Raw genomic sequence first — 18,173 nt, forward strand, 5'->3', positions numbered from 1 at the left:
CTTTGTTTATTAAAAGTATTTAAGCTCCGGAATCCATGTTATTTTAAGTCAAAAGAAATAAAAAAACCGCTTCTCTATAGAAACGGTTCTTATTGGTTACATTTTGATTGTAATCTTACATATCACTGTTCGTGTCCGGGCATTTGAAATCATCGCTGCAGGTTGCACAAACAATGGTTCCATTGCAATAATACATGCAGAAATCTGTTTCTGGAAGGTTAGCACCTCCTGCAATGTTTTTTAATTGGTCTTTTTTTAGTTTTTTTAGATTTTTCATATTGTTTTAATTGAAAATTTGTAAGTAAAGTAAAAATAGTTAAAATATTTTTAATTAATAATGTTTATTTCATTAAAATAAAAAATTAATATAATAAACAGTTTTGAGAGCTATATAATCAATGGTTTTTATCTAAATGTTTGATTGCTAATAAAATAAATACTATTTTTAAGCTAGCGTTATCCGAAAAGCTTATAGAGTAGGAAAAATTAAAACTATAACTATGAAAAATCTAAAAAAACTTTCAAGAGACGACAAGAGAAGTATTGTTGCGGGGGTCAATTTTCCAGCCTATTGCTTAGAAGGCGGTGGACCGGGAGAAGGAGGCTGTTCTGCAGGACAAATCTGCTCAGGGGGAAAATGTGTTCCTTACGAAAATCCTGGTGGAGGAGAAAATCCTGGTGGTGGTGGAGATACATACACCTGCATCTGTCCGTGGGGTACTTTTACACAACCTACACCATGTCCTGAATTTTATTGTATAACAGGATAGTATAATGAAACGGCTGTCTCAAATCAGAGACAGCCGTTTCTTTTTTATTTTTTAATCAATCCCAGTTCGATCAATCTTTCATGCAGGAATTCTCCGGCAGTAGTATCTTCGTATAATTTTGGATTGTTTTCATCTATACAGTTTTCAAGTGCATTTAAAGACATTGCACTGACAGGATGCATAAAGAAAGGAATTGAATATCTTGAAGTACTCCACATTTCTCTTGGCGGGTTTACCACTCTGTGGATGGTAGATTTCAATTTGTTGTTGGTATGTCTTGAAAGCATATCTCCAACGTTGATCATTAGCTCATCTGGTTCTGCAATAGCATCAATCCATTCTCCGTTGTGGTTTTGAACCTGAAGACCTTTCCCTTGTGCTCCCATTAAAAGAGTGATAAGGTTGATGTCTCCGTGAGCTGCTGCTCTTACCGCATCATCTGGCTCTTCAGTGATTGGAGGGTAGTGAATAGGTCTTAAAATAGAATTTCCTTCTGCGATTTTGTCATCAAAATAAAATTCATCTAAACCAAGGTGTAATGCTAAGGCTCTTAACACATACTGCCCTGTTTTCTCAAGCATTTGGAATGCTTCTTTACCAACTTCGTTGAATTTTGGAAGTTCATCAACGATTACGTTGTCCGGATACTCAGTTCTGTATTTTGAATCATCAGACAGATACTGTCCAAAATGCCAAAATTCTTTTAAGTCTCCTTTTTTGAAACCTTTAGCAGTTTCTTTACCGAATCCTACATAACCTCTCTGGCCACCAATTCCTGGAATCTCATACTTTTGTTTCGTTTCCACTGGTTGTTCAAAAAAGTTTTTTACCTCACCATACAAATCATCCACTAGGTTGTCATCAAGAAAGTGGCCTTTTAAGGCTACAAAACCAATTTCTTCATAAGCTTTTCCGATTTCATTTACAAATTTCTGTTTGCGTTCCGGGTTGCCCGAAAGGAAATCACGCAGGTCTACACTAGGTATTTTATCCATTTTTAGAAATTTACGAACAGCAAAATTACATTTTTTTTAAATTAAATGATTTTAAAATCATTATTTATAAGTTAAATTTGCTGTATGAAAAAATATTCTTCTAAGAGAAGTATCCAAATACTTGCACATCTTCTTCAGCAGTACGGAATTGCAGATATCGTAATTTCTCCGGGGTCAAGAAATGCTCCTTTGGCCATCCATTTTTCAGAGGTAGATAGTTTCAACTGTTATAGCATTGTAGACGAAAGAAGTGCTGCTTTCGTGGCAATGGGAATGGCAAAAAGTGAGAAAAAGCCTGCAGCGATTACCTGTACGAGCGGATCAGCGGTGGTTAATTATTATCCGGCAGTTACTGAAGCTTTTTATCAGAATGTACCTCTTTTGATACTAACGGCAGACCGACCGACCGATTTTGTTGATATATTTGATGGGCAGACAATAAGACAGAAGGATGTTTTTCATCAGCATTCTTATGGCGACTTCCAGCTTTTGGAAGACAGCAAGGAAAATGCAGAAGATATTAATTTCGATACCATTAAAAAGGCCATTGAACATTGTTTTGAGAAGCAAGGCCCGGTGCATATTAATATTCCGTTAGAGGAACCTTTGTATGAGCTGGTATCTGAGCTCCCTACTTTTCCTACTGTGGAAAAGACAATCAAGCATAAAGAATATGAAATTCCATCCAATCTGATTGCAGAATGGCATACTTCACAAAGAATTATGCTGTTGGTAGGAACAAGAGATTACAGTCCGGAACTGGAAAACCAATTGACTCAATTGGTGAAAAACCATTCTGTGGTAGTATTGAGTGAAGCCAATTCAAATTTACACCATGAGAAGTTCTTCAAACATATAGACCGTTATATTTTCAATTTTACGGAAGAGGATTATAAAACATATGCTCCAGACCTGTTGATTACGATAGGGCAGAATGTGGTTTCCAAAAAGGTAAAGCAATTTCTGAGAAGTGCACGTCCGAAACAGCACTGGCATCTTGATGAAGTATGGCAGCCTGATACTTATTTCTCGCTGACAGAAAAGATAGAAGTGAAACCTGAGGTTTTCTTCTCAAAACTACTGAAGTTTATTAATCTGGAACCAAGACCTTATTTTAATCTTTGGGATGTTTTAAGGGATAAAAAAGATGCTAAACACGAGCAGTTTCTGAATACAATTGATTTTTCGGATTTTTATTTTTTCAATAAAGCATCACAGACAATTCCTGAAAATTACAATATTCATTTCAGTAATTCATCGGGGATCAGATATGCTCAGTTGTTTGATTTCGGAAAGAGAAAAATGTATTGTAACAGAGGAACAAGTGGTATTGATGGATCTACTTCTACAGCAATGGGATTTGCCATAAAAAATGAAAATCCAACTTTACTGATCACAGGAGACCTGAGTTTCTTCTATGATATCAATGGTCTTTGGAACCAATATATTCCACCATTTGTAAGAATTATGATCTTCAATAATGGTGAAGGAAATATCTTTAAAATCATTCCGGGACCTGGAAATGCCAACCCGAATACATTAGACGAATTTATTGCCACCAAACACCGCAAGAACGCCGAATCTCTGGCGAAACATTTCGGATTTTCCTATATCAGAGTAGAGGATGAGCTTACTCTGGATAGAGTTCTTGAGAATTTCTTCAAACCTGATGCACAGCCAAAAATCCTGGAAGTAAATACTCACGGGAAGAATAGTGCAGATGTACTGAAGTCGTATTTTGAGTTTATGAAATAGATTTAAAGATCAAGATATTCTTCATTCCCCGGCAGATTGATAATTCTGTCGATAGGATAGATAAACATATCATCGAAATCATTCAACGCATTAATGATCTGGAAATGGGTGAATTGCTTTATATTCTGTAAAGTAATCTCCGTTTCTTTGATCTTTTTTTGCTTTAAAAGATGCTGTCTTTGTACTCCGTTCAATAGATAAGTAGAAGGTGTAAACCAATCTTTTCCTTTCAAAAACAAAAGGTTAGAGAAGGAAGTATCGGTGATATGATTGTTTTTAACAATGATAATTTCTTCAGCTTTCGCTTTAGCTTTCATTTTATCCAGTTCTTTACGATCCTCGAACTTGAATGAATAATCAAAGCTGTTATTTTCTACCAGCTTGAAATCCTGTATTTCTGGGATTGCATAAGGAATCATCTGTGTTCTGATTTTTTTGTCAAGGTCATAAGCAATTCTTAACTTGAAAAGACCATCCTCATCATGCTGTAGATTTTTATAGATTTTGGCCAGATCAATAGAGTCTTCCTTCCCGAAATGGGAAAATGTTTGATTGACACGTTTCTGATGTAGATCCAATAGAAAAATCTCCTGATCTTCTACTTTAATACTTTCAATGAATTGGGACATAGATTTTATTTTTCATTTCCTGATACTCGTCTTCTAATTTACTCATGTGCGTTATACCGCCTCCGCTTTTGAAATAAAGTTGGTCTTCTTCTTTTTCTATAAAGCGTATCATTACACAACTGTCTACATTTTGGCCGTCAAACCAGCCGCAAACTCCTGTGTAATATCCTCTGTCATATCCTTCCGCATCCAGAATTATTTCCAGTGTTTTAGGTTTGGGAGCTCCTAAAATAGAGCCCGCAGGAAGAAGTTTCTGCATAATACTTCCTACTTTTCCCTCATATTCAGGTTTTATCATTCCTGAAATTTCAGAACTCATTGCATACAGATCCTTTTGTTGGGTTTTGATAAAGTCAATATGCTGGAATTGGTCCACCTTTACTTCATCAGCTACCATACTCAGATCATTTCGGAGAAGATCTACTACGGTGTAATGTTCTGCCTTCTCCTTTCTGTCATTCTTCAGAATTTCTGCTGCATTTTCAATAGATGCGTCAATTGTTCCTTTCATAGGATAGGTGAAAATTTTTCCGTCGATGATCTTTACAAAAGTTTCAGGAGAAAAAAATACAAAAAAATCTTTATAAAAAACTTTGTACTTAGCATTTGAGTGGTAAAAAATTTCTTCTAAGGTTAAATTGGTCTCTATCTTCGTTTTTCTAGTATAATTTACTAAGTAAGAGTTTCCCAGACGAATATTTTTCTGAACCTTATCAAAACCAATCTGAAAGCTCTCCAATGTTTCAGGAAAGGATTTCCAGACTACTTTTTTGTCCAGTTTATTGGTCTCTTTGGTGTTTGAAAACTCTTGAAAATCAATAATTAAACCTTCTTTTTCAATTTCATGCTCCTGATAGATTTCAACATTCTCCGAAAGAAAGTCGATTACGAAAAAATAGGGAACCTTCTGAAGAGAAAGTTCGTCCATTTCCATAAATTTTTGATGATTCACTGAAAACATTCTGCAAAAGTACTTATTGATGTTTACTTTTGCATAAATTTTTTTATGATGCAGAATAAATATCCTCAGAAACCGGGAATAGATTTTATATTGAAGCAGGCATTTTTTTATTGGAATAAAACACTCGTTTTTCAGTTGATGTTTTCCATTGTCTTTTTTGGAATATTGCTTACCGGAGTGATGCTTTTCGGTGAGAAGTATGATATTTTTTCTTATAATAAAGAATTGCAGGAAGCCTTTATGCAAGGCACTCAGGTTTATCTGAAGAAAATGGAGCAAATAACAGCTACCGAAAATTATCAGATGTTTACATTGGCAATCTGGGGAACGACAGCATTTCTGTACCCCTTGAATCTTGGAATGTTCCAGATCTTCCGAAAGCTTGATCTTAAAGAGAATATTGTATTAGGAGATTTGTTTGCCGGGTACAACGGGCTTAACTTTTTTAAGTATGTGGGATATTTTCTTTTCTGGTTCTTTATTTACAGATTTACCATTCCTACCGTTGTATTAGCAGTAATTTGGGTTGCTGTAACCATCTTTGTTGCTCCATTGATGTTCTTTACCAATAAAAGAATTTTTGAAGCCATTTCCCTGAATTTTAAAGCTCTTAAAATGTATTTCGTTGAAATCATGGTGTGTGTGATCGTAGCTTTTCTATTTAAGTATTTAGGCTTCGCCTTGTTTCTGATAGGTGGACTTTTCACTTTTCCTTTTTGGAATGCCATGATTTACTCACTTTATAAAACTGTCTTTTCTGAGAAAAGTTAAAATTCATTCGTGTTTAATGCGATGTTTTTACTAAAAAAAAGTAAATTTGGTAAAATCATTAAATATTTAAACTATGTCTGAATTTAACGAATTTGATCAGCAAGGCTCTGTACCTAATAGAGATACGGGATCAATTATTTCTCATGCTTTTGAAATGTACAAAGGCGTTTTCGGTTACGGAATTGTAGCCATGATTATTTATCTAATTGGAGGGTCTGTTATTCAGATGCTTACGGGATTTGATTCTGCTTCTATGGTAGAAGAGATGAAATCTTCAGGAGGTGATTTTAATTATTGGAGTGCTCCGGGACTTCCTTTATATATGGGGGCATCCAGTCTTTTTGGTCTTTTATTATCTCCTTTGTATGTAGGATTGATCTACATGGTAAATAAATACAATACCAAAAGCCCGATTGAATTTTCTGATCTTTTTATCGGATACCGCCAGAATTTTGTAAACATTTTGATTTATAGTCTTCTTGCCTGGATTATTTCGTCAATTGCTCTGGCATTGTGCGTTTTGCCTATCATTTTTGTATATCCTTTCCTTTTAATAGGATATCCGATTCTGTTATTTGAAAATGCTTCAGCTACAGAAGCTTTATCAAAGTCATTCAACATTGCTAAAGAAAACTATGGAACTTTCTTATTGACAGGATTTTTAGGATTTCTGATTTCTATAGCAGGGGTTATTCTTTGTGGTATAGGAGTTATCCTGACAGCTCCGTTTATTATGATTGTAATGTACTCTACTTATTGTGCTTTCTTAGGAAAACCAAGACAAATTATGTACAGCAAATAAAAATATAAAATACATGATGAATAAGGACAAACAAATAAGCAGTGTTGCGATAAAGCAGATGTCGTTGCTGGCCATCATTCTGGTATTGGCAGGATTGATCTGTTTTAATCTGGCATTGTTTATTCCCTCGGTGTTGGGAGCGATTACCATTTATGTAGTCTGCAGGAAGTATAATTTTTATCTGCAGGAAGAAAAAAAATGGAAACCGTCACTTGCGGCTTTTGCATTGATGTTTGCTAGTCTTATTGTTCTTATTCTTCCGATTTATTTTATTGCTGATCTGATTATTGATAAGCTGGGAAATGCACAGGCTTATATGGCCAAGTTCAATATCTTCCTGGATAAAATCCATTCTTATATTTTCTCGAAAACAGGATTTGATATTCTGAGCAAAGAAAATATGGCCAAGCTGAAAGATAATGTAGGAAAAGCTTCTACTTCTGCAGTCAGCGGCACATTCAATACTCTTACAGTAGTGATGTCCATGTATTTTATTCTCTATTTTATGCTTGAAAGACCAAGGCTTTTTGAAAAGATCCTTACTTCTTCAGCACCGTTGAAAAGATCCAACATTTCTTTGATAGGCGATAAAATGAGAAAACTGATCATGGCCAATGCTATCGGGATTCCGGTTGTAGCTATAGGACAGGGGATTGTTGCTCTCATCGGTTATCTGATTTTTGGGGCACCGGGAGCAGCATTGCTTTTTGCACTAACGGCTGCGGCTTCTGTGATTCCTGTAGTAGGAACAGCTATTATCTATGTTCCGGTGTGTATCTTTATGATTGCGGAAGGCAATACCGGACAAGGAATTGGTTTGGCAATCTACTGTCTTGTGGTGGTAGGGCTTACAGATAATCTGCTTCGCTTTACCCTTTTAAAGAAACTGGAAAATATTCACCCCTTGAATACTGTATTCGGAATCATCATGGGAATGAATCTGTTTGGGTTTATGGGACTTATTTTCGGGCCTATCCTTATCTCATTGACACTTCTGCTGGTTCAGGTATACAGAAATGAATTTTCGGATGAAGAAACACCTCCGGATCTTGAATTACCCGGTGAGGATGATATTAAAGAAAAATTAATTTAATTATATAAAAGTGGAAGGACTTAATCCCGAAATATTAAAAGAAATCTGTGTATTGAAAATGCCTTTTGGTAAGTATGAAGGAACGGTTCTTATTGATCTTCCGATCAGCTATCTTGAATGGTTTAATAAAAACGGAATGCCAAAGGGAAAACTGGGAATGCAGCTTTCAACGGTTTATGAGATCAAATTAAACGGACTTATGGATCTTTTGGCTCCCATCAGGGCATCAGTGAGAAATGGATTGTAAAAATTAAAGTATACCCATTTTAGTATATAATTTCGGCGGCATCGAAGATGCCGCCGAAATTATTTTATCATTAATCCTTTTAAGCTTTCAAAGCTGCAATTTCATCCCGCAGCTTAGCAGCTTTATATAGTTTATAATAATTTCTACCAGACAATTAAGTAGAAGATCTATATTTTAAGTATGATAAAAAGTCATTTTCATTTTTAATGCTCAATAGAACTTTTTTTCCAGAATATAGTTCAATATAAATAACTTTTTCAGAATCTAAAATATAGCCCCAACCATACTTCCTAGAATAACGTATTCCCCATCCAATGGTAGAATAGAAATCAATAAGATTGCCGATATAGGCATTTTTTATGTCTTTTTTATTTAAAATCTTATAAAAAGGAATAAATGGGAAAAAAGAATATCTTATAAAATCTAAGTCAACAATAATTTTAAGTTTTGAAAACAGCAATATTAAAATAACAATTAATGACAATATAGAAATAAAATATATTGTATTACGAGATTCATCACCTTTTAAACAAATTGTTAATACAACAATAAATTGAACAATAGACAAAAATCGAAGCAATATTGGAAATTTAAGAATTTGAGTTTTCATAATTATGTCTTTTCAGATAATAATAAAGTCTTTTTATAGCTTGAGAATACTTTTCTTATTTTTAGGATATTTTGTTTCATAGTAATTGTTGGATCAAAACAGTATAAAATCAGACATCCTGTCATTGAAATCCAAAAAGTACCTAGACCATGAATTAAAAATATAAGAAAATGAAATATGAATGCTAAAGTGAATAATACATATTTCAATTTTTGTTTTAGAAATAAACCAACAAACAGCATTATTTCTAAACCTATTACTCCCCAATTTATTAAAGTTACTGTTATGCTATTTGTAAATAATGGACCTATCAAAAATTTAATATAGTCTGGAGCACCAAAAATATTATTGTTAAACCAATAATAAACTGCTGTTCCATCAATCCATTCTGAAACTAAAAGTTTTGCAACTCCCGCATTTAGATATAACATTCCTAATTGAATTTGTATAACAACAAAGACTGAATAGGAGAAAAATATTAAGTATTTATTCTTTGGAACAATAGAATTGTTTACGGTTATCCATCCTAATTTTCTGGGATCTATGAGACATATAGGAATTAATAACAAAACAATTATTACACTAATTTGATCCCCTCCTTCAATTATAAACATTGTATAGAAAGTTGAGTATGTAGCCCACCAATGAAACAATGATAAAAATCTCGGATATATTCCAGTTATTACTAAGATCAAAATAAGTAATGTAAAATAATAGGGAATTTTCATATTTGAAAACCAAAGATAATAATTCAAAAAGGATAATTCCCTTAAATTCTCTTTAAGCTTTATAATATGAAAATCTGGAAATAGATCCTTAAATGGAGAACATATTAATGTAAGGATCAAACTCAATGTCAGAAAAGATCTCGCATACTGTAAAACATTTGATGTATATATTTTTGAAAAATCAGGCATTTATTTTAAATTAATTTTAACAAATGAATATGGTGTAAATTTTTCTTGATTTCTACTTGCCCAAGCCCAAGGAATTGGTTTTCTCACAATAAACAAATAAAATCCATTTTTAAAATAGTTATTACTTTTCTTTAATTTAACTTCAATAGCTTTATCATACAAATGTTTAGCGTAATTACTCCCAACATCTTCAGTCCATAATTTAGTTGGTATATCTGAAACAATAATTGATGCTTCAAACCCTTGAACTCTAGATTTTCTTGAAAAACCATATAAATTCTCTTTAGATGAATTAGATAAAGGAAGATAAACTAAACGATTATTTTCAATTTTATATGCTTCTAGAAGCGATTCTCTTGGATTACGTGTGAAAAAGCTCCATCCTTCTGGAAATAAAGTATTTAACTCCATTTTCAATTTCTCGCTCAAAACAACTTGTGTTTTGAGCGATGAAATGAAAATAATTGTTATAATGAATATCCAAAAAGTAATGATGATTTTTTTATAGATAGAAAAATTGTCTTTCATTATCCTCTAAAATAACTATCTAATTGCCCTACTAAGATATCCTTACTTAATTGTTTCGAAGGTTCCAAACTTGACATTTCCATCGTTTCTGATAGAGGATCCCAATATGCCATTTTTGTAACTACACTATATGCAGCCACGGCAATTGATACTGCAGCTGCGATTGCGTAAAATACACAAAAAGCACCAGCCAATGTACATAATTGAGTAATATTTTCTTTTACAGCGTAATCGTTTAATATATCTTTTAATGTTTGAGAATCTTTTGAATTACTAAGATCTAAATTTATAATTTGACTTTTCAATGTATCGTTATTCTTTATTGCACTGCTAAATGTAAATAGTCCTGAATATTTATCTGATGCTAATCCAGATTGCTCAACAAGTATCACAGATTCTTTAAGATATTTGTCTATTTCATATAAGTTCCCTGAATACATAGCTTTTTGTAAATTTCCAAGAAAATGGGGATACTTAACCTTAATGAAATTAACTGATTCTGAGCTCATTTCTTTTAAATTTTGTAAGGTTTGCTTTGAGTTGCTAGAATTTTCTATTTGTATTTTAATATTTTTTAAAGATTCGACTTTATCTGAAATGTCATTTTGAAGGAAAAATAATCCCTTAAAGATTTCTTCACCACTTTTTTGATTTACTTTAACTTGTTCCTCTATTATTTTATTCCTATTTGCATTAACATAAATAAAATTGAGGAGAAGTAAAAAGATAAACACTGGGTTTTGTACAAATTTTCTGATTTTTTTCATAATAGTGTTTTATAATTGTTAAACTTATATTGATGTTTATTTTAATTTCTTATCTGTGAATGATTTATGAGGAACGTAGTAAAACCCTGCTATTTTACTGGAGTTATTAAACGTAATCATCATATCAATTTTAGTTTTGTCAAATTCGCAATAATAGTAGTATGTATTATCCTCATTATTAATTTCTAGAATTGTTTTAAAATTACCAAATTGAGTTTCTACATTTGTAAGAGTTTTTTTTAACTGATTTAAGTCAAATTTGTTAGTTATGGAAGGGTCTAAATAGGAATAGGATTTTTCGATCTTGTCAGTATTGTATAGGCCTTCAACAAAATCTTTTCCCATTTCTTTTTTGTTTTGAGCAATAGAAAAAATGGGAAATAGTAATAGAATCAATATTGTTTTCATCATAATATATATTATTTATTTTATTTCAATAGGGTTATCATTTGATTTAAAAAAATCAAGGACTCTCTTTTCTTGTTGGCTCAATAATTCTCCAACTGTTATGTTGCTTCCTGGCATTTTGCTGGATCTCATTTCTGCTGTTATTTTTGATCTTGCTTCCGAAAATGGGTCATTTTTAAAAGAATTATAAGCTTTGAGAAACTTGTCTCGAGAGATTATATTAACATCATTAAAACCAGATATTCTTTCTGTAAAACTTAGTTCTGAAAAGTTTGTTATTTTTTTATTCCAGAAAGTACCCATGAATAGTTACCTTTTGTATCTTCGATTTTTACAATTAATCCAGGTAATCCATGGAACTTATACGGTCCGTCTGAATATTGAATTTCATTTGTAAACCAAGCTACCCATTTTCTTCCCCCGAAATCAAGCGTAGCTTTCTGGGCAGAAAATCCTAGAATCTTATCTGTTTCTTTCTCAATTTTCCAATTCTGTGGTGTAGAATCGATATATCCAAAATATTTTTGAGAAATACCATCTACGAATATTGTTTTCATATCTGGATATTCTTTCTTAATCTTAAAAGTAAAAGACGGCCATTTTATAGATTTCCCAATATCATAAAAGATTCCTGATTTATGCATTTTTTCAGCAGCTTGTATTAATATAGAATCTTGTGCAACTAAGTTATAGTCTTTATAAATAGATTCTTTTTCTGAAATATCTAGGATTCCAATTGCCTTTTGGATTTTAGACGAATCTTTTTTAGGTTTAAACGACAGTTCGTAAAAGAAACGGGTTGCATTACTTTGGGCATGGCTATAGAAAATAGCAAATAACAAGAAGTATAATTGTACTGCTTTTTTCATCATTTTGTTGTTTTTATAATTTCAAATGTAATGATTTTTCTTATATTATTTTATTTTTTTTGTGTTTTTTTTGTGATATTCATAATTTTATATTTTTTAATATATTTTATGTTTAATAAAAATAATAACTCCTAATATGGTAGTTCATTTTTTGTTTATGATGAGTTTTTTATATGATTTTTTATATTTTTTAGAAATCAGTAAGAAACGGATTGTAAAATAAACATAACTTCAATATAAAGTTTCGGCGGGTTCAAACATGCCGCCCCAACAATTTTTTAATAAAATTTTTAATCTTTTAAATCTGCGATTTCATCCCGCAGCTTAGCAGCTTTAATAAAGTCAAGATTTTTAGCCGCAGCTTCCATTTCTTTTTGCTTTTGCACAATCATTTTCTCTATATCTTCACTTGCATAAATTGCTTTTGTTTCAGCAACTTTCTGAAGAATTTCTTTTTGGGTATATTTTTCATCAGGGAAGTCTTTGCTTCTTCCCACAAGATTTTCAGAAATCTTTTTATTTAAAGCTGTTGGCTTCAGACCATGCTCATCATTGTACTGTATTTGTTTAGCACGACGGTATTCGGTTTCATCCAGAGTGGCCTGCATGGATTTTGTAATTTTATCAGCGTACATGATCGCTTTTCCGTTCACGTTTCTTGCGGCACGTCCCACAGTTTGTATCATTGATCTTCTGCTTCTCAACATTCCTTCTTTATCAGCATCCAGAATGGCAACTAATGAAACTTCAGGTAAATCCAAACCTTCTCTCAATAAATTAACCCCAATCAATACATCAAAAAGTCCTAAACGAAGATCCTGCATAATCTGAATACGTTCCAGTGTTTCAACATCCGAGTGAATATATCTTGTTCTGATTCCGAATTTGGTGAAGTATTTCGTAAGTTCTTCTGCCATTTTCTTTGTTAGAGTAGTTACCAGAACCCTTTCATCAGCATCAGATCTTTTCTGGATTTCTTCCATCAGATCATCAATCTGGTTTAATGAAGGCCTTACTTCAATAATCGGGTCAAGAAGTCCGGTAGGACGGATGATTTGTTCAATATAAGCACCTCCGGTTTTTTCCAGCTCATAATCTGCTGGCGTTGCAGAAACATAAATAACCTGATTCTGAATGGCTTCAAATTCCTCAAACTTTAAAGGTCTGTTGTCCATCGCTGCCGGAAGTCTGAAACCATATTCCACCAACGCTTCTTTTCTGCTTCGGTCTCCTCCGTACATAGCATGAACTTGCGGAACAGTAACGTGGCTTTCGTCAATGACCATTAAAAAATCTTTAGGGAAATAATCAATCAAACAGAATGGTCTTGTTCCCGGAAGGCGGCCATCCAGATACCGTGAGTAGTTCTCAATTCCTGAGCAATAGCCCAGTTCTTTAATCATTTCAAGATCCAGTTCCGTTCTTTCCTGAAGTCGTTTTGCTTCTAATGGCTTTCCGACTGAGCTAAAGAAATCAACCTGTTTTACCATATCATCCTGAATGTCTTTAATCGCTCCATTTAAAGTCTCCTTCGACGTTACGAATAGATTGGCGGGGTAAATCTGTATCTGATCAAAATTATCCTCTACATTTCCAGTAACAGGATCAAAACTTTGAATTTTTTCAATTTCATCTCCAAAAAACTGAATTCTGATTGCATTATCAGTGTAGGCAGGGAAAACATCAATCACATCTCCTTTTACACGAAACGTTCCTCTTTGAAACTCATTGAGGGTTCTGGCATACAATGCATTAACTAATGAATGAAGAAGAGCTGTTCTAGTCACCTTTTCACCAATCGCTATAGAAATTAATGATTTATGAAATTCCGTAGGGTTTCCGATACCATAAATACATGAAACAGAAGCCACGATCAAAACGTCTCTCCTTCCTGAAAGAAGACTGGCAGTTGCAGAAAGACGCAACTTTTCGACTTCTTCATTGATGCTCAGGTCTTTTTCAATATAAGTTCCTGTTGTGGCAATATAGGCCTCTGGCTGATAGTAGTCATAGTAGCTGACAAAGTATTCCACGGCATTCTCCGGGAAAAATTCTTTAAATTCCATAAAGAGCTGTGCAGCAAGAGTCTTATTGTGTGCTAATACTAAAGTGGGACGTTGTACCTTTTGTATCACATTTGCGACAGTAAAGGTTTTTCCGGAACCTGTTACCCCTAAAAGCGTTTGATATTTCTCCCCGATCTCTATTCCTTCGGTAAGTTTTTCAATAGCTTGAGGTTGGTCCCCGGTAGGTTTATATTCTGATTGAAGCTTAAAATCCATAGAAAAGAATGTATACAACAAAAATACGAAAGAAATTATTAGACCGTATAATGTTTTGAAGGTGAATATTTTGATAATAAAATTTTAACTTATCACCCTTGTAGTTGTTATTTTTTGAAGATGTCTGAATGAAAACAATTGAAAAATAAAAAGCGCTAATCATTAGCGCTTTTGTTCTTATGGTCGTGTAAACGTCATCGTTGCCGGAACTTTTAATATTGAAGCAATGGCTTTCCCTTCTTTCATTGCGGGTATCCATACTGTTTCATTGCTGATTTCAGTGACAGTTTTCAGAAGTTCCCGGTTAAGAATTTCGTTTTCTCCTGAAGTGGTTACCTGAGTTGTTTTTCCTGCCTCATTAATATGAATAAAAGCGGTAGACGTTATAGGACCTTTGTAGTCTCCTAAATTACTCACATCCACATTCCTGCTTATTTTGATTTTTAAGTCTTTAGGTCCTCCGGGATATTGAGCTGGAATTTCATTTGTATTTTGTTGGGTGTTGACGGCTGTATTTGTGTTTTTATCTTTATTGTTTTCACTTGTGCTATACACCCTCGGAATTATTGTATCTGAAACTTTTTTTAATCCTTGTCTTTTAAAACCCATTATAACAGATGATTTTCCTTCTTCTTTGGTCTTTTCAAAATAAGAATGAGTCATTAAGCTAACCTGATAAGGTTGTGGATTTTTTGCTGTTCTGGCATTTTGAGAAACTTTGCTGATATAAATATTTGAAAAATCATCTTTATTGTAATTTTTCAAATCGCTGTTTTCTATTTTTTTTGAATCAATCCAGACTGCATAGCTTTTTTTGTCTGAAAATGAATTCAGTTCGTTTTCTGTTGGAATTCTTTTTTTCAGCTCAGGGATAGAAAAGAATGTAATCTTCTGCTCATTTTTCTGATTTTTATTAAGCAGTGGATACAGTTCACCAAGCCTTTTTCTATCACTTTCAGTAACCTTCTTTGAAAACTCGGGATAATTTTCCTGTTTCAGAAGATCTGCATACTTTGCTAATATGTCTTTGAATTCCTGATAAGGATCCTGACCAGCCATTTGGGCAGGGATCTCTGCTATTCTTTCAGAAACAAGAATATGAGAAGAATTACCCGCATATGTTCTTTCAGAAAATAATGCTGCTGCGGAAATTAAAACGGAGATTCCTGCTGTTTTCTTTAGCAGACTGAATTTTGATTTTTTTGTTTTCATCATAATAAATCTTTTTTTGGTGTTATTAAAATTAAATGAATGGGTCAAAGGAGGATTTTGGTGGCTGAGAATTTCTTCAAGAATAAGACGCTGATATTCTTTCATGTTATAATTACTTTTTATAACCGCCTCGTCAGCCAAAAATTCGTGATTGGTTATAACTGCTTTCTTATACAGGAAAAGAACAGGATTGAACCAGGTGAAAATCTTTAAAATATCCAGAAACAATAGATCGACACTGTGTTTCTGTTCAATATGAGTCTTTTCGTGAAGAAAAACCCTCGGATCTATTGTATGATTATTCATATAGCTTTCTCCCATATAAATGGTATTCCAAAAACTAAAAGGAGAAAGGTTTTCTTTTGTTAATATAACATTGTGATGCTGATACTTATGCTTTTCTCCCGAGATTCTTTTTATAGCAATAAGGGAAAAAAGGCTTTTTAACAACAGAAAAAGTGAGATCACAATATAAATTCCCCAAAACATATTTTCCCAGTTAAAACTTTCCTGTTGTTGCGGGATAATAACCAGTTGCTGTGCCGTTTCTTCCATGATCAGTTGAGGAGTTGTTGCAGTGTTTCGGCTTGGTAAGGTAATCGTCACAAACGGAATTATATTGGATAACAATAATGAGCTTAGCAGATACAACCGGTTGAATCTATGCATTCTTTCTTTTTCCAGAAACAAATAATAAACAGCAATGAAAATAGAAGAACACAGAATTATTTTCAGAATAATAGCGATCATATTTATTCTTTTATCTGTTCGTCAATAATATCACGAAGTTCTTTCAGTTCCTTTTGGCTAAGTTTTGCGTTGGAAGTAAAAAATGATGCAAACTGGGTCACAGAGCTGTTGAAAAAACGGTCAATCATGGAAGTCATTTCTTCCTTGAAATATTCCCCCTTCTCTACCTTTGGATAGTATTCGCGGGAATTTCCATAGAGTTTATAGCCTATAAGTTCTTTGTTCTGCATTCTTTTAAGCAAGGTCGCAATAGTAGTTGCTGCAGGCTTTGGCTCCGGATAGGCTTCCAGAATATCCTTCATGAAAACAGTTTTCTTTTCCCAAAGAATTTCCATAAGGACTTTTTCAGAATCGGTTAGTTTGATCTCTTTCATTCTACAAGTTTGTAATTTGTTCTGCAAATGTAGAATAAAAATTAATATATGCAAACTTTATTGGCATTATTTTTCCATTCGATGTATGAAACCTAATCATAATAATATGAAAATCAATCAATTTTACATTCCTGTAGTAAGCCTTTTTCTTTTTTTATCTTCATGCAAAGAGAATCATGCGAATGCTCAAAAGACAGGAAATGACGGAAGTGTGGAAACAGATAATCCTAATTCCGACTATAAGCCGGCATTTAAAGGGCAGACCAGAATTAAAGCTGTAAAGACAACAACAGCCTATAATGTTGAAATATTGAATAAAGATTTAGGAAGACCTTGGGGGATTATTAATTTGCCTGACGGAAAATTTCTCATCACAGATAAGAAAGGGCATATGAATGTTGTTTCAACAGATGGTAAACAGGTTTCAAAAATTGAAGGTTTTCCAAAAGTAGATTCAAAAGGACAGGGTGGAATGTTGGATGTTGCTCTTGATCCTGATTTTAAAACCAGCAATATTATTTACTTCAGCTTCTCGGAGCCATTTGGAAAAGGAAATTTAACATCGGTAGCAAAAGGGAAACTTTCTGCAGATCTTAAAAATATTTCAGAAGTAAAAGTGATTTTCCGTGCTGAACCTTCTTATGACGGAGATAAGCACTACGGAAGCCGTCTGGCTTTTGATAAAGATGGAAATTTATTTGTCAGTACAGGAGAAAGATCAGACAAAGTTACCCGTGTATATGCGCAGAAAACAGATAATTATCTTGGAAAAATTTTAAAGATTACCAAAGATGGTAAGCCTGCACCAGGAAATCCTTTTATCGGAAAATCCGGTTATAAGCCTGAAATATATGCTTATGGAATCCGAAATCCGCAGGGAATGGCTATAGATCCCAACGGAAATTTGTGGGATGTGGAAATGGGACCACGAGGTGGTGATGAAATCAATCTGATCCAGCCGGGAAAAAATTACGGCTGGGGAGATGTAACCTATGGTATTGAATATTCAGGAGATAAAGTAGGGCAGGGAATCACCCAAAAAGAAGGGACCGAGCAACCTGTCTATTATTGGGATCCTGTGATTTCACCAAGTGGAATTACTTTCTATACAGGAAATATTGAAGAATGGAAAGGTAATCTTATTATTGGATGTCTAAGCGGCGAACACATTAACCGAATTGTCATGAAAGATAATAAAGTAGTAGGAGAAGAGCGTCTTCTCGCGGATCAGAAAGAACGCTTCCGTGATGTATTGAACGGAATGGATGGAAATCTGTATGCAGTAACAGATAGCGGTAAGCTTTATAAAATTTCAAAAAAATAGGAAAAAACTGTATCAAAGGTTAATAATTTCACCTTTGTCATTCTGACACAGACTGCAGGTCTGCGAACGTCGTTCAAAGAATCTCATTTATAAACCAATAACATAAGAT

General features: G+C 33.5%; 21 protein-coding genes. 7 read left to right on the forward strand and 14 right to left on the reverse strand.

Annotated elements, in window-relative coordinates:
• Window positions 1-115 precede the first annotated feature (115 nt).
• Window positions 116-277, reverse strand: a complete 162-nt coding sequence (locus NK356_RS19260) for a hypothetical protein (RefSeq protein WP_185103632.1) — start codon at window positions 275-277, stop codon at window positions 116-118.
• Between the two features lie 223 nt (window positions 278-500).
• On the opposite strand from NK356_RS19260, the gene NK356_RS19265 reads away from it, so the two are divergent.
• Window positions 501-770: a hypothetical protein gene (locus NK356_RS19265; protein ID WP_034692794.1), complete on the forward strand. Its 270-nt coding sequence runs from the start codon at window positions 501-503 to the stop codon at window positions 768-770.
• 44 nt (window positions 771-814) lie between these two features.
• On the opposite strand, the gene NK356_RS19270 is transcribed toward NK356_RS19265, so the two are convergent.
• Window positions 815-1,765: an isopenicillin N synthase family oxygenase gene (locus NK356_RS19270; protein ID WP_253317777.1), complete on the reverse strand. Its 951-nt coding sequence runs from the start codon at window positions 1,763-1,765 to the stop codon at window positions 815-817.
• Between the two features lie 84 nt (window positions 1,766-1,849).
• Between NK356_RS19270 and menD the strand changes: the two genes are divergently transcribed.
• Window positions 1,850-3,520, forward strand: a complete 1,671-nt coding sequence (gene menD, locus NK356_RS19275; RefSeq protein ID WP_253317778.1) for a 2-succinyl-5-enolpyruvyl-6-hydroxy-3-cyclohexene-1-carboxylic-acid synthase — start codon at window positions 1,850-1,852, stop codon at window positions 3,518-3,520.
• Between the two features lie 2 nt (window positions 3,521-3,522).
• Here menD and NK356_RS19280 read toward each other — a convergent pair whose 3' ends face one another.
• Window positions 3,523-4,149 (reverse strand): aminotransferase class IV, encoded by a 627-nt coding sequence (locus tag NK356_RS19280; RefSeq protein WP_034692787.1) that lies wholly within the window; start codon window positions 4,147-4,149, stop codon window positions 3,523-3,525.
• The gene (locus NK356_RS19285) at window positions 4,133-5,110 is read right to left on the reverse strand and encodes an aminodeoxychorismate synthase component I (RefSeq protein WP_253317779.1); all 978 of its coding nucleotides are present in this window, start codon (window positions 5,108-5,110) and stop codon (window positions 4,133-4,135) included. Before NK356_RS19285 ends, NK356_RS19280 begins: the two co-directional genes overlap by 17 nt.
• A gap of 45 nt (window positions 5,111-5,155) precedes the next feature.
• Between NK356_RS19285 and NK356_RS19290 the strand changes: the two genes are divergently transcribed.
• From NK356_RS19290 to NK356_RS19305, 4 genes are all read left to right on the forward strand, one after another.
• Window positions 5,156-5,881 (forward strand): hypothetical protein, encoded by a 726-nt coding sequence (locus NK356_RS19290; RefSeq protein ID WP_253317780.1) that lies wholly within the window; start codon window positions 5,156-5,158, stop codon window positions 5,879-5,881.
• Window positions 5,882-5,954: 73 nt separating this feature from the next.
• On the forward strand, window positions 5,955-6,683 hold the full coding sequence (locus tag NK356_RS19295; RefSeq protein ID WP_034692782.1) for a beta-carotene 15,15'-monooxygenase: 729 nt from the start codon (window positions 5,955-5,957) through the stop codon (window positions 6,681-6,683).
• 13 nt (window positions 6,684-6,696) lie between these two features.
• The gene (locus tag NK356_RS19300) at window positions 6,697-7,776 is read left to right on the forward strand and encodes an AI-2E family transporter (RefSeq protein ID WP_034692780.1); all 1,080 of its coding nucleotides are present in this window, start codon (window positions 6,697-6,699) and stop codon (window positions 7,774-7,776) included.
• 10 nt (window positions 7,777-7,786) lie between these two features.
• A complete protein-coding gene (locus tag NK356_RS19305; RefSeq protein WP_034692778.1) occupies window positions 7,787-8,023 on the forward strand; it encodes a DUF3820 family protein in 237 nt (78 codons plus the stop codon).
• Between the two features lie 154 nt (window positions 8,024-8,177).
• Here the strand turns inward: NK356_RS19305 and NK356_RS19310 are convergent, their stop codons facing one another.
• The 10 genes from NK356_RS19310 to NK356_RS19355 form a co-directional block, all read right to left on the reverse strand.
• Window positions 8,178-8,633 (reverse strand): hypothetical protein, encoded by a 456-nt coding sequence (locus NK356_RS19310; protein ID WP_253317781.1) that lies wholly within the window; start codon window positions 8,631-8,633, stop codon window positions 8,178-8,180.
• A gap of 2 nt (window positions 8,634-8,635) precedes the next feature.
• Window positions 8,636-9,550 carry a hypothetical protein gene (locus NK356_RS19315; RefSeq protein ID WP_253317782.1) on the reverse strand — a complete coding sequence of 305 codons (915 nt, stop codon included), beginning with the start codon at window positions 9,548-9,550 and terminating at the stop codon, window positions 8,636-8,638.
• Entirely contained in the window at window positions 9,551-10,078 is a 528-nt protein-coding gene (locus NK356_RS19320) for an SdpA family antimicrobial peptide system protein (RefSeq protein ID WP_253317783.1), read from the reverse strand.
• Window positions 10,078-10,845, reverse strand: coding sequence for a hypothetical protein (locus NK356_RS19325; RefSeq protein ID WP_253317784.1), 768 nt, complete (start codon window positions 10,843-10,845; stop codon window positions 10,078-10,080). The genes NK356_RS19320 and NK356_RS19325 overlap by 1 nt, the downstream gene beginning before the upstream one ends.
• Before the next feature lie 36 nt (window positions 10,846-10,881).
• Window positions 10,882-11,256: a DUF3887 domain-containing protein gene (locus tag NK356_RS19330; protein ID WP_253317785.1), complete on the reverse strand. Its 375-nt coding sequence runs from the start codon at window positions 11,254-11,256 to the stop codon at window positions 10,882-10,884.
• Between the two features lie 12 nt (window positions 11,257-11,268).
• Entirely contained in the window at window positions 11,269-11,556 is a 288-nt protein-coding gene (locus tag NK356_RS19335; protein WP_253317786.1) for a hypothetical protein, read from the reverse strand.
• Window positions 11,529-12,125 carry a GLPGLI family protein gene (locus tag NK356_RS19340; protein WP_253317787.1) on the reverse strand — a complete coding sequence of 199 codons (597 nt, stop codon included), beginning with the start codon at window positions 12,123-12,125 and terminating at the stop codon, window positions 11,529-11,531. The genes NK356_RS19335 and NK356_RS19340 overlap by 28 nt, the downstream gene beginning before the upstream one ends.
• 287 nt (window positions 12,126-12,412) lie before the next feature.
• Entirely contained in the window at window positions 12,413-14,404 is a 1,992-nt protein-coding gene (gene uvrB / locus NK356_RS19345) for an excinuclease ABC subunit UvrB (RefSeq protein WP_253317788.1), read from the reverse strand.
• 177 nt (window positions 14,405-14,581) lie between these two features.
• On the reverse strand, window positions 14,582-16,366 hold the full coding sequence (locus NK356_RS19350) for a M56 family metallopeptidase (protein WP_253317789.1): 1,785 nt from the start codon (window positions 16,364-16,366) through the stop codon (window positions 14,582-14,584).
• Window positions 16,367-16,368: 2 nt separating this feature from the next.
• Window positions 16,369-16,740, reverse strand: a complete 372-nt coding sequence (locus NK356_RS19355; protein ID WP_047428710.1) for a BlaI/MecI/CopY family transcriptional regulator — start codon at window positions 16,738-16,740, stop codon at window positions 16,369-16,371.
• Between the two features lie 106 nt (window positions 16,741-16,846).
• On the opposite strand from NK356_RS19355, the gene NK356_RS19360 reads away from it, so the two are divergent.
• Window positions 16,847-18,064, forward strand: coding sequence for a PQQ-dependent sugar dehydrogenase (locus NK356_RS19360; RefSeq protein ID WP_253317790.1), 1,218 nt, complete (start codon window positions 16,847-16,849; stop codon window positions 18,062-18,064).
• The last annotated feature ends 109 nt before the right edge of the window (window positions 18,065-18,173 follow it).

The organism is Chryseobacterium sp. S0630, assembly GCF_024158915.1.
GTDB lineage: Bacteria > Bacteroidota > Bacteroidia > Flavobacteriales > Weeksellaceae > Chryseobacterium.

Bases quoted from the DNA above. Each gene is read 5' to 3' on its own strand.
- NK356_RS19260 (WP_185103632.1), bottom strand. From the start codon at position 277: ATGAAAAATCTAAAAAAACTAAAAAAAGACCAATTAAAAAACATTGCA.
- NK356_RS19265 (WP_034692794.1), top strand. From the start codon at position 501: ATGAAAAATCTAAAAAAACTTTCAAGAGACGACAAGAGAAGTATTGTT.
- NK356_RS19270 (WP_253317777.1), bottom strand. From the start codon at position 1,765: ATGGATAAAATACCTAGTGTAGACCTGCGTGATTTCCTTTCGGGCAAC.
- menD (WP_253317778.1), top strand. From the start codon at position 1,850: ATGAAAAAATATTCTTCTAAGAGAAGTATCCAAATACTTGCACATCTT.
- NK356_RS19280 (WP_034692787.1), bottom strand. From the start codon at position 4,149: ATGTCCCAATTCATTGAAAGTATTAAAGTAGAAGATCAGGAGATTTTT.
- NK356_RS19285 (WP_253317779.1), bottom strand. From the start codon at position 5,110: ATGTTTTCAGTGAATCATCAAAAATTTATGGAAATGGACGAACTTTCT.
- NK356_RS19290 (WP_253317780.1), top strand. From the start codon at position 5,156: ATGATGCAGAATAAATATCCTCAGAAACCGGGAATAGATTTTATATTG.
- NK356_RS19295 (WP_034692782.1), top strand. From the start codon at position 5,955: ATGTCTGAATTTAACGAATTTGATCAGCAAGGCTCTGTACCTAATAGA.
- NK356_RS19300 (WP_034692780.1), top strand. From the start codon at position 6,697: ATGATGAATAAGGACAAACAAATAAGCAGTGTTGCGATAAAGCAGATG.
- NK356_RS19310 (WP_253317781.1), bottom strand. From the start codon at position 8,633: ATGAAAACTCAAATTCTTAAATTTCCAATATTGCTTCGATTTTTGTCT.
- NK356_RS19315 (WP_253317782.1), bottom strand. From the start codon at position 9,550: ATGCCTGATTTTTCAAAAATATATACATCAAATGTTTTACAGTATGCG.
- NK356_RS19320 (WP_253317783.1), bottom strand. From the start codon at position 10,078: ATGAAAGACAATTTTTCTATCTATAAAAAAATCATCATTACTTTTTGG.
- NK356_RS19325 (WP_253317784.1), bottom strand. From the start codon at position 10,845: ATGAAAAAAATCAGAAAATTTGTACAAAACCCAGTGTTTATCTTTTTA.
- NK356_RS19330 (WP_253317785.1), bottom strand. From the start codon at position 11,256: ATGATGAAAACAATATTGATTCTATTACTATTTCCCATTTTTTCTATT.
- NK356_RS19335 (WP_253317786.1), bottom strand. From the start codon at position 11,556: ATGGGTACTTTCTGGAATAAAAAAATAACAAACTTTTCAGAACTAAGT.
- NK356_RS19340 (WP_253317787.1), bottom strand. From the start codon at position 12,125: ATGATGAAAAAAGCAGTACAATTATACTTCTTGTTATTTGCTATTTTC.
- uvrB (WP_253317788.1), bottom strand. From the start codon at position 14,404: ATGGATTTTAAGCTTCAATCAGAATATAAACCTACCGGGGACCAACCT.
- NK356_RS19350 (WP_253317789.1), bottom strand. From the start codon at position 16,366: ATGATCGCTATTATTCTGAAAATAATTCTGTGTTCTTCTATTTTCATT.
- NK356_RS19355 (WP_047428710.1), bottom strand. From the start codon at position 16,740: ATGAAAGAGATCAAACTAACCGATTCTGAAAAAGTCCTTATGGAAATT.
- NK356_RS19360 (WP_253317790.1), top strand. From the start codon at position 16,847: ATGAAAATCAATCAATTTTACATTCCTGTAGTAAGCCTTTTTCTTTTT.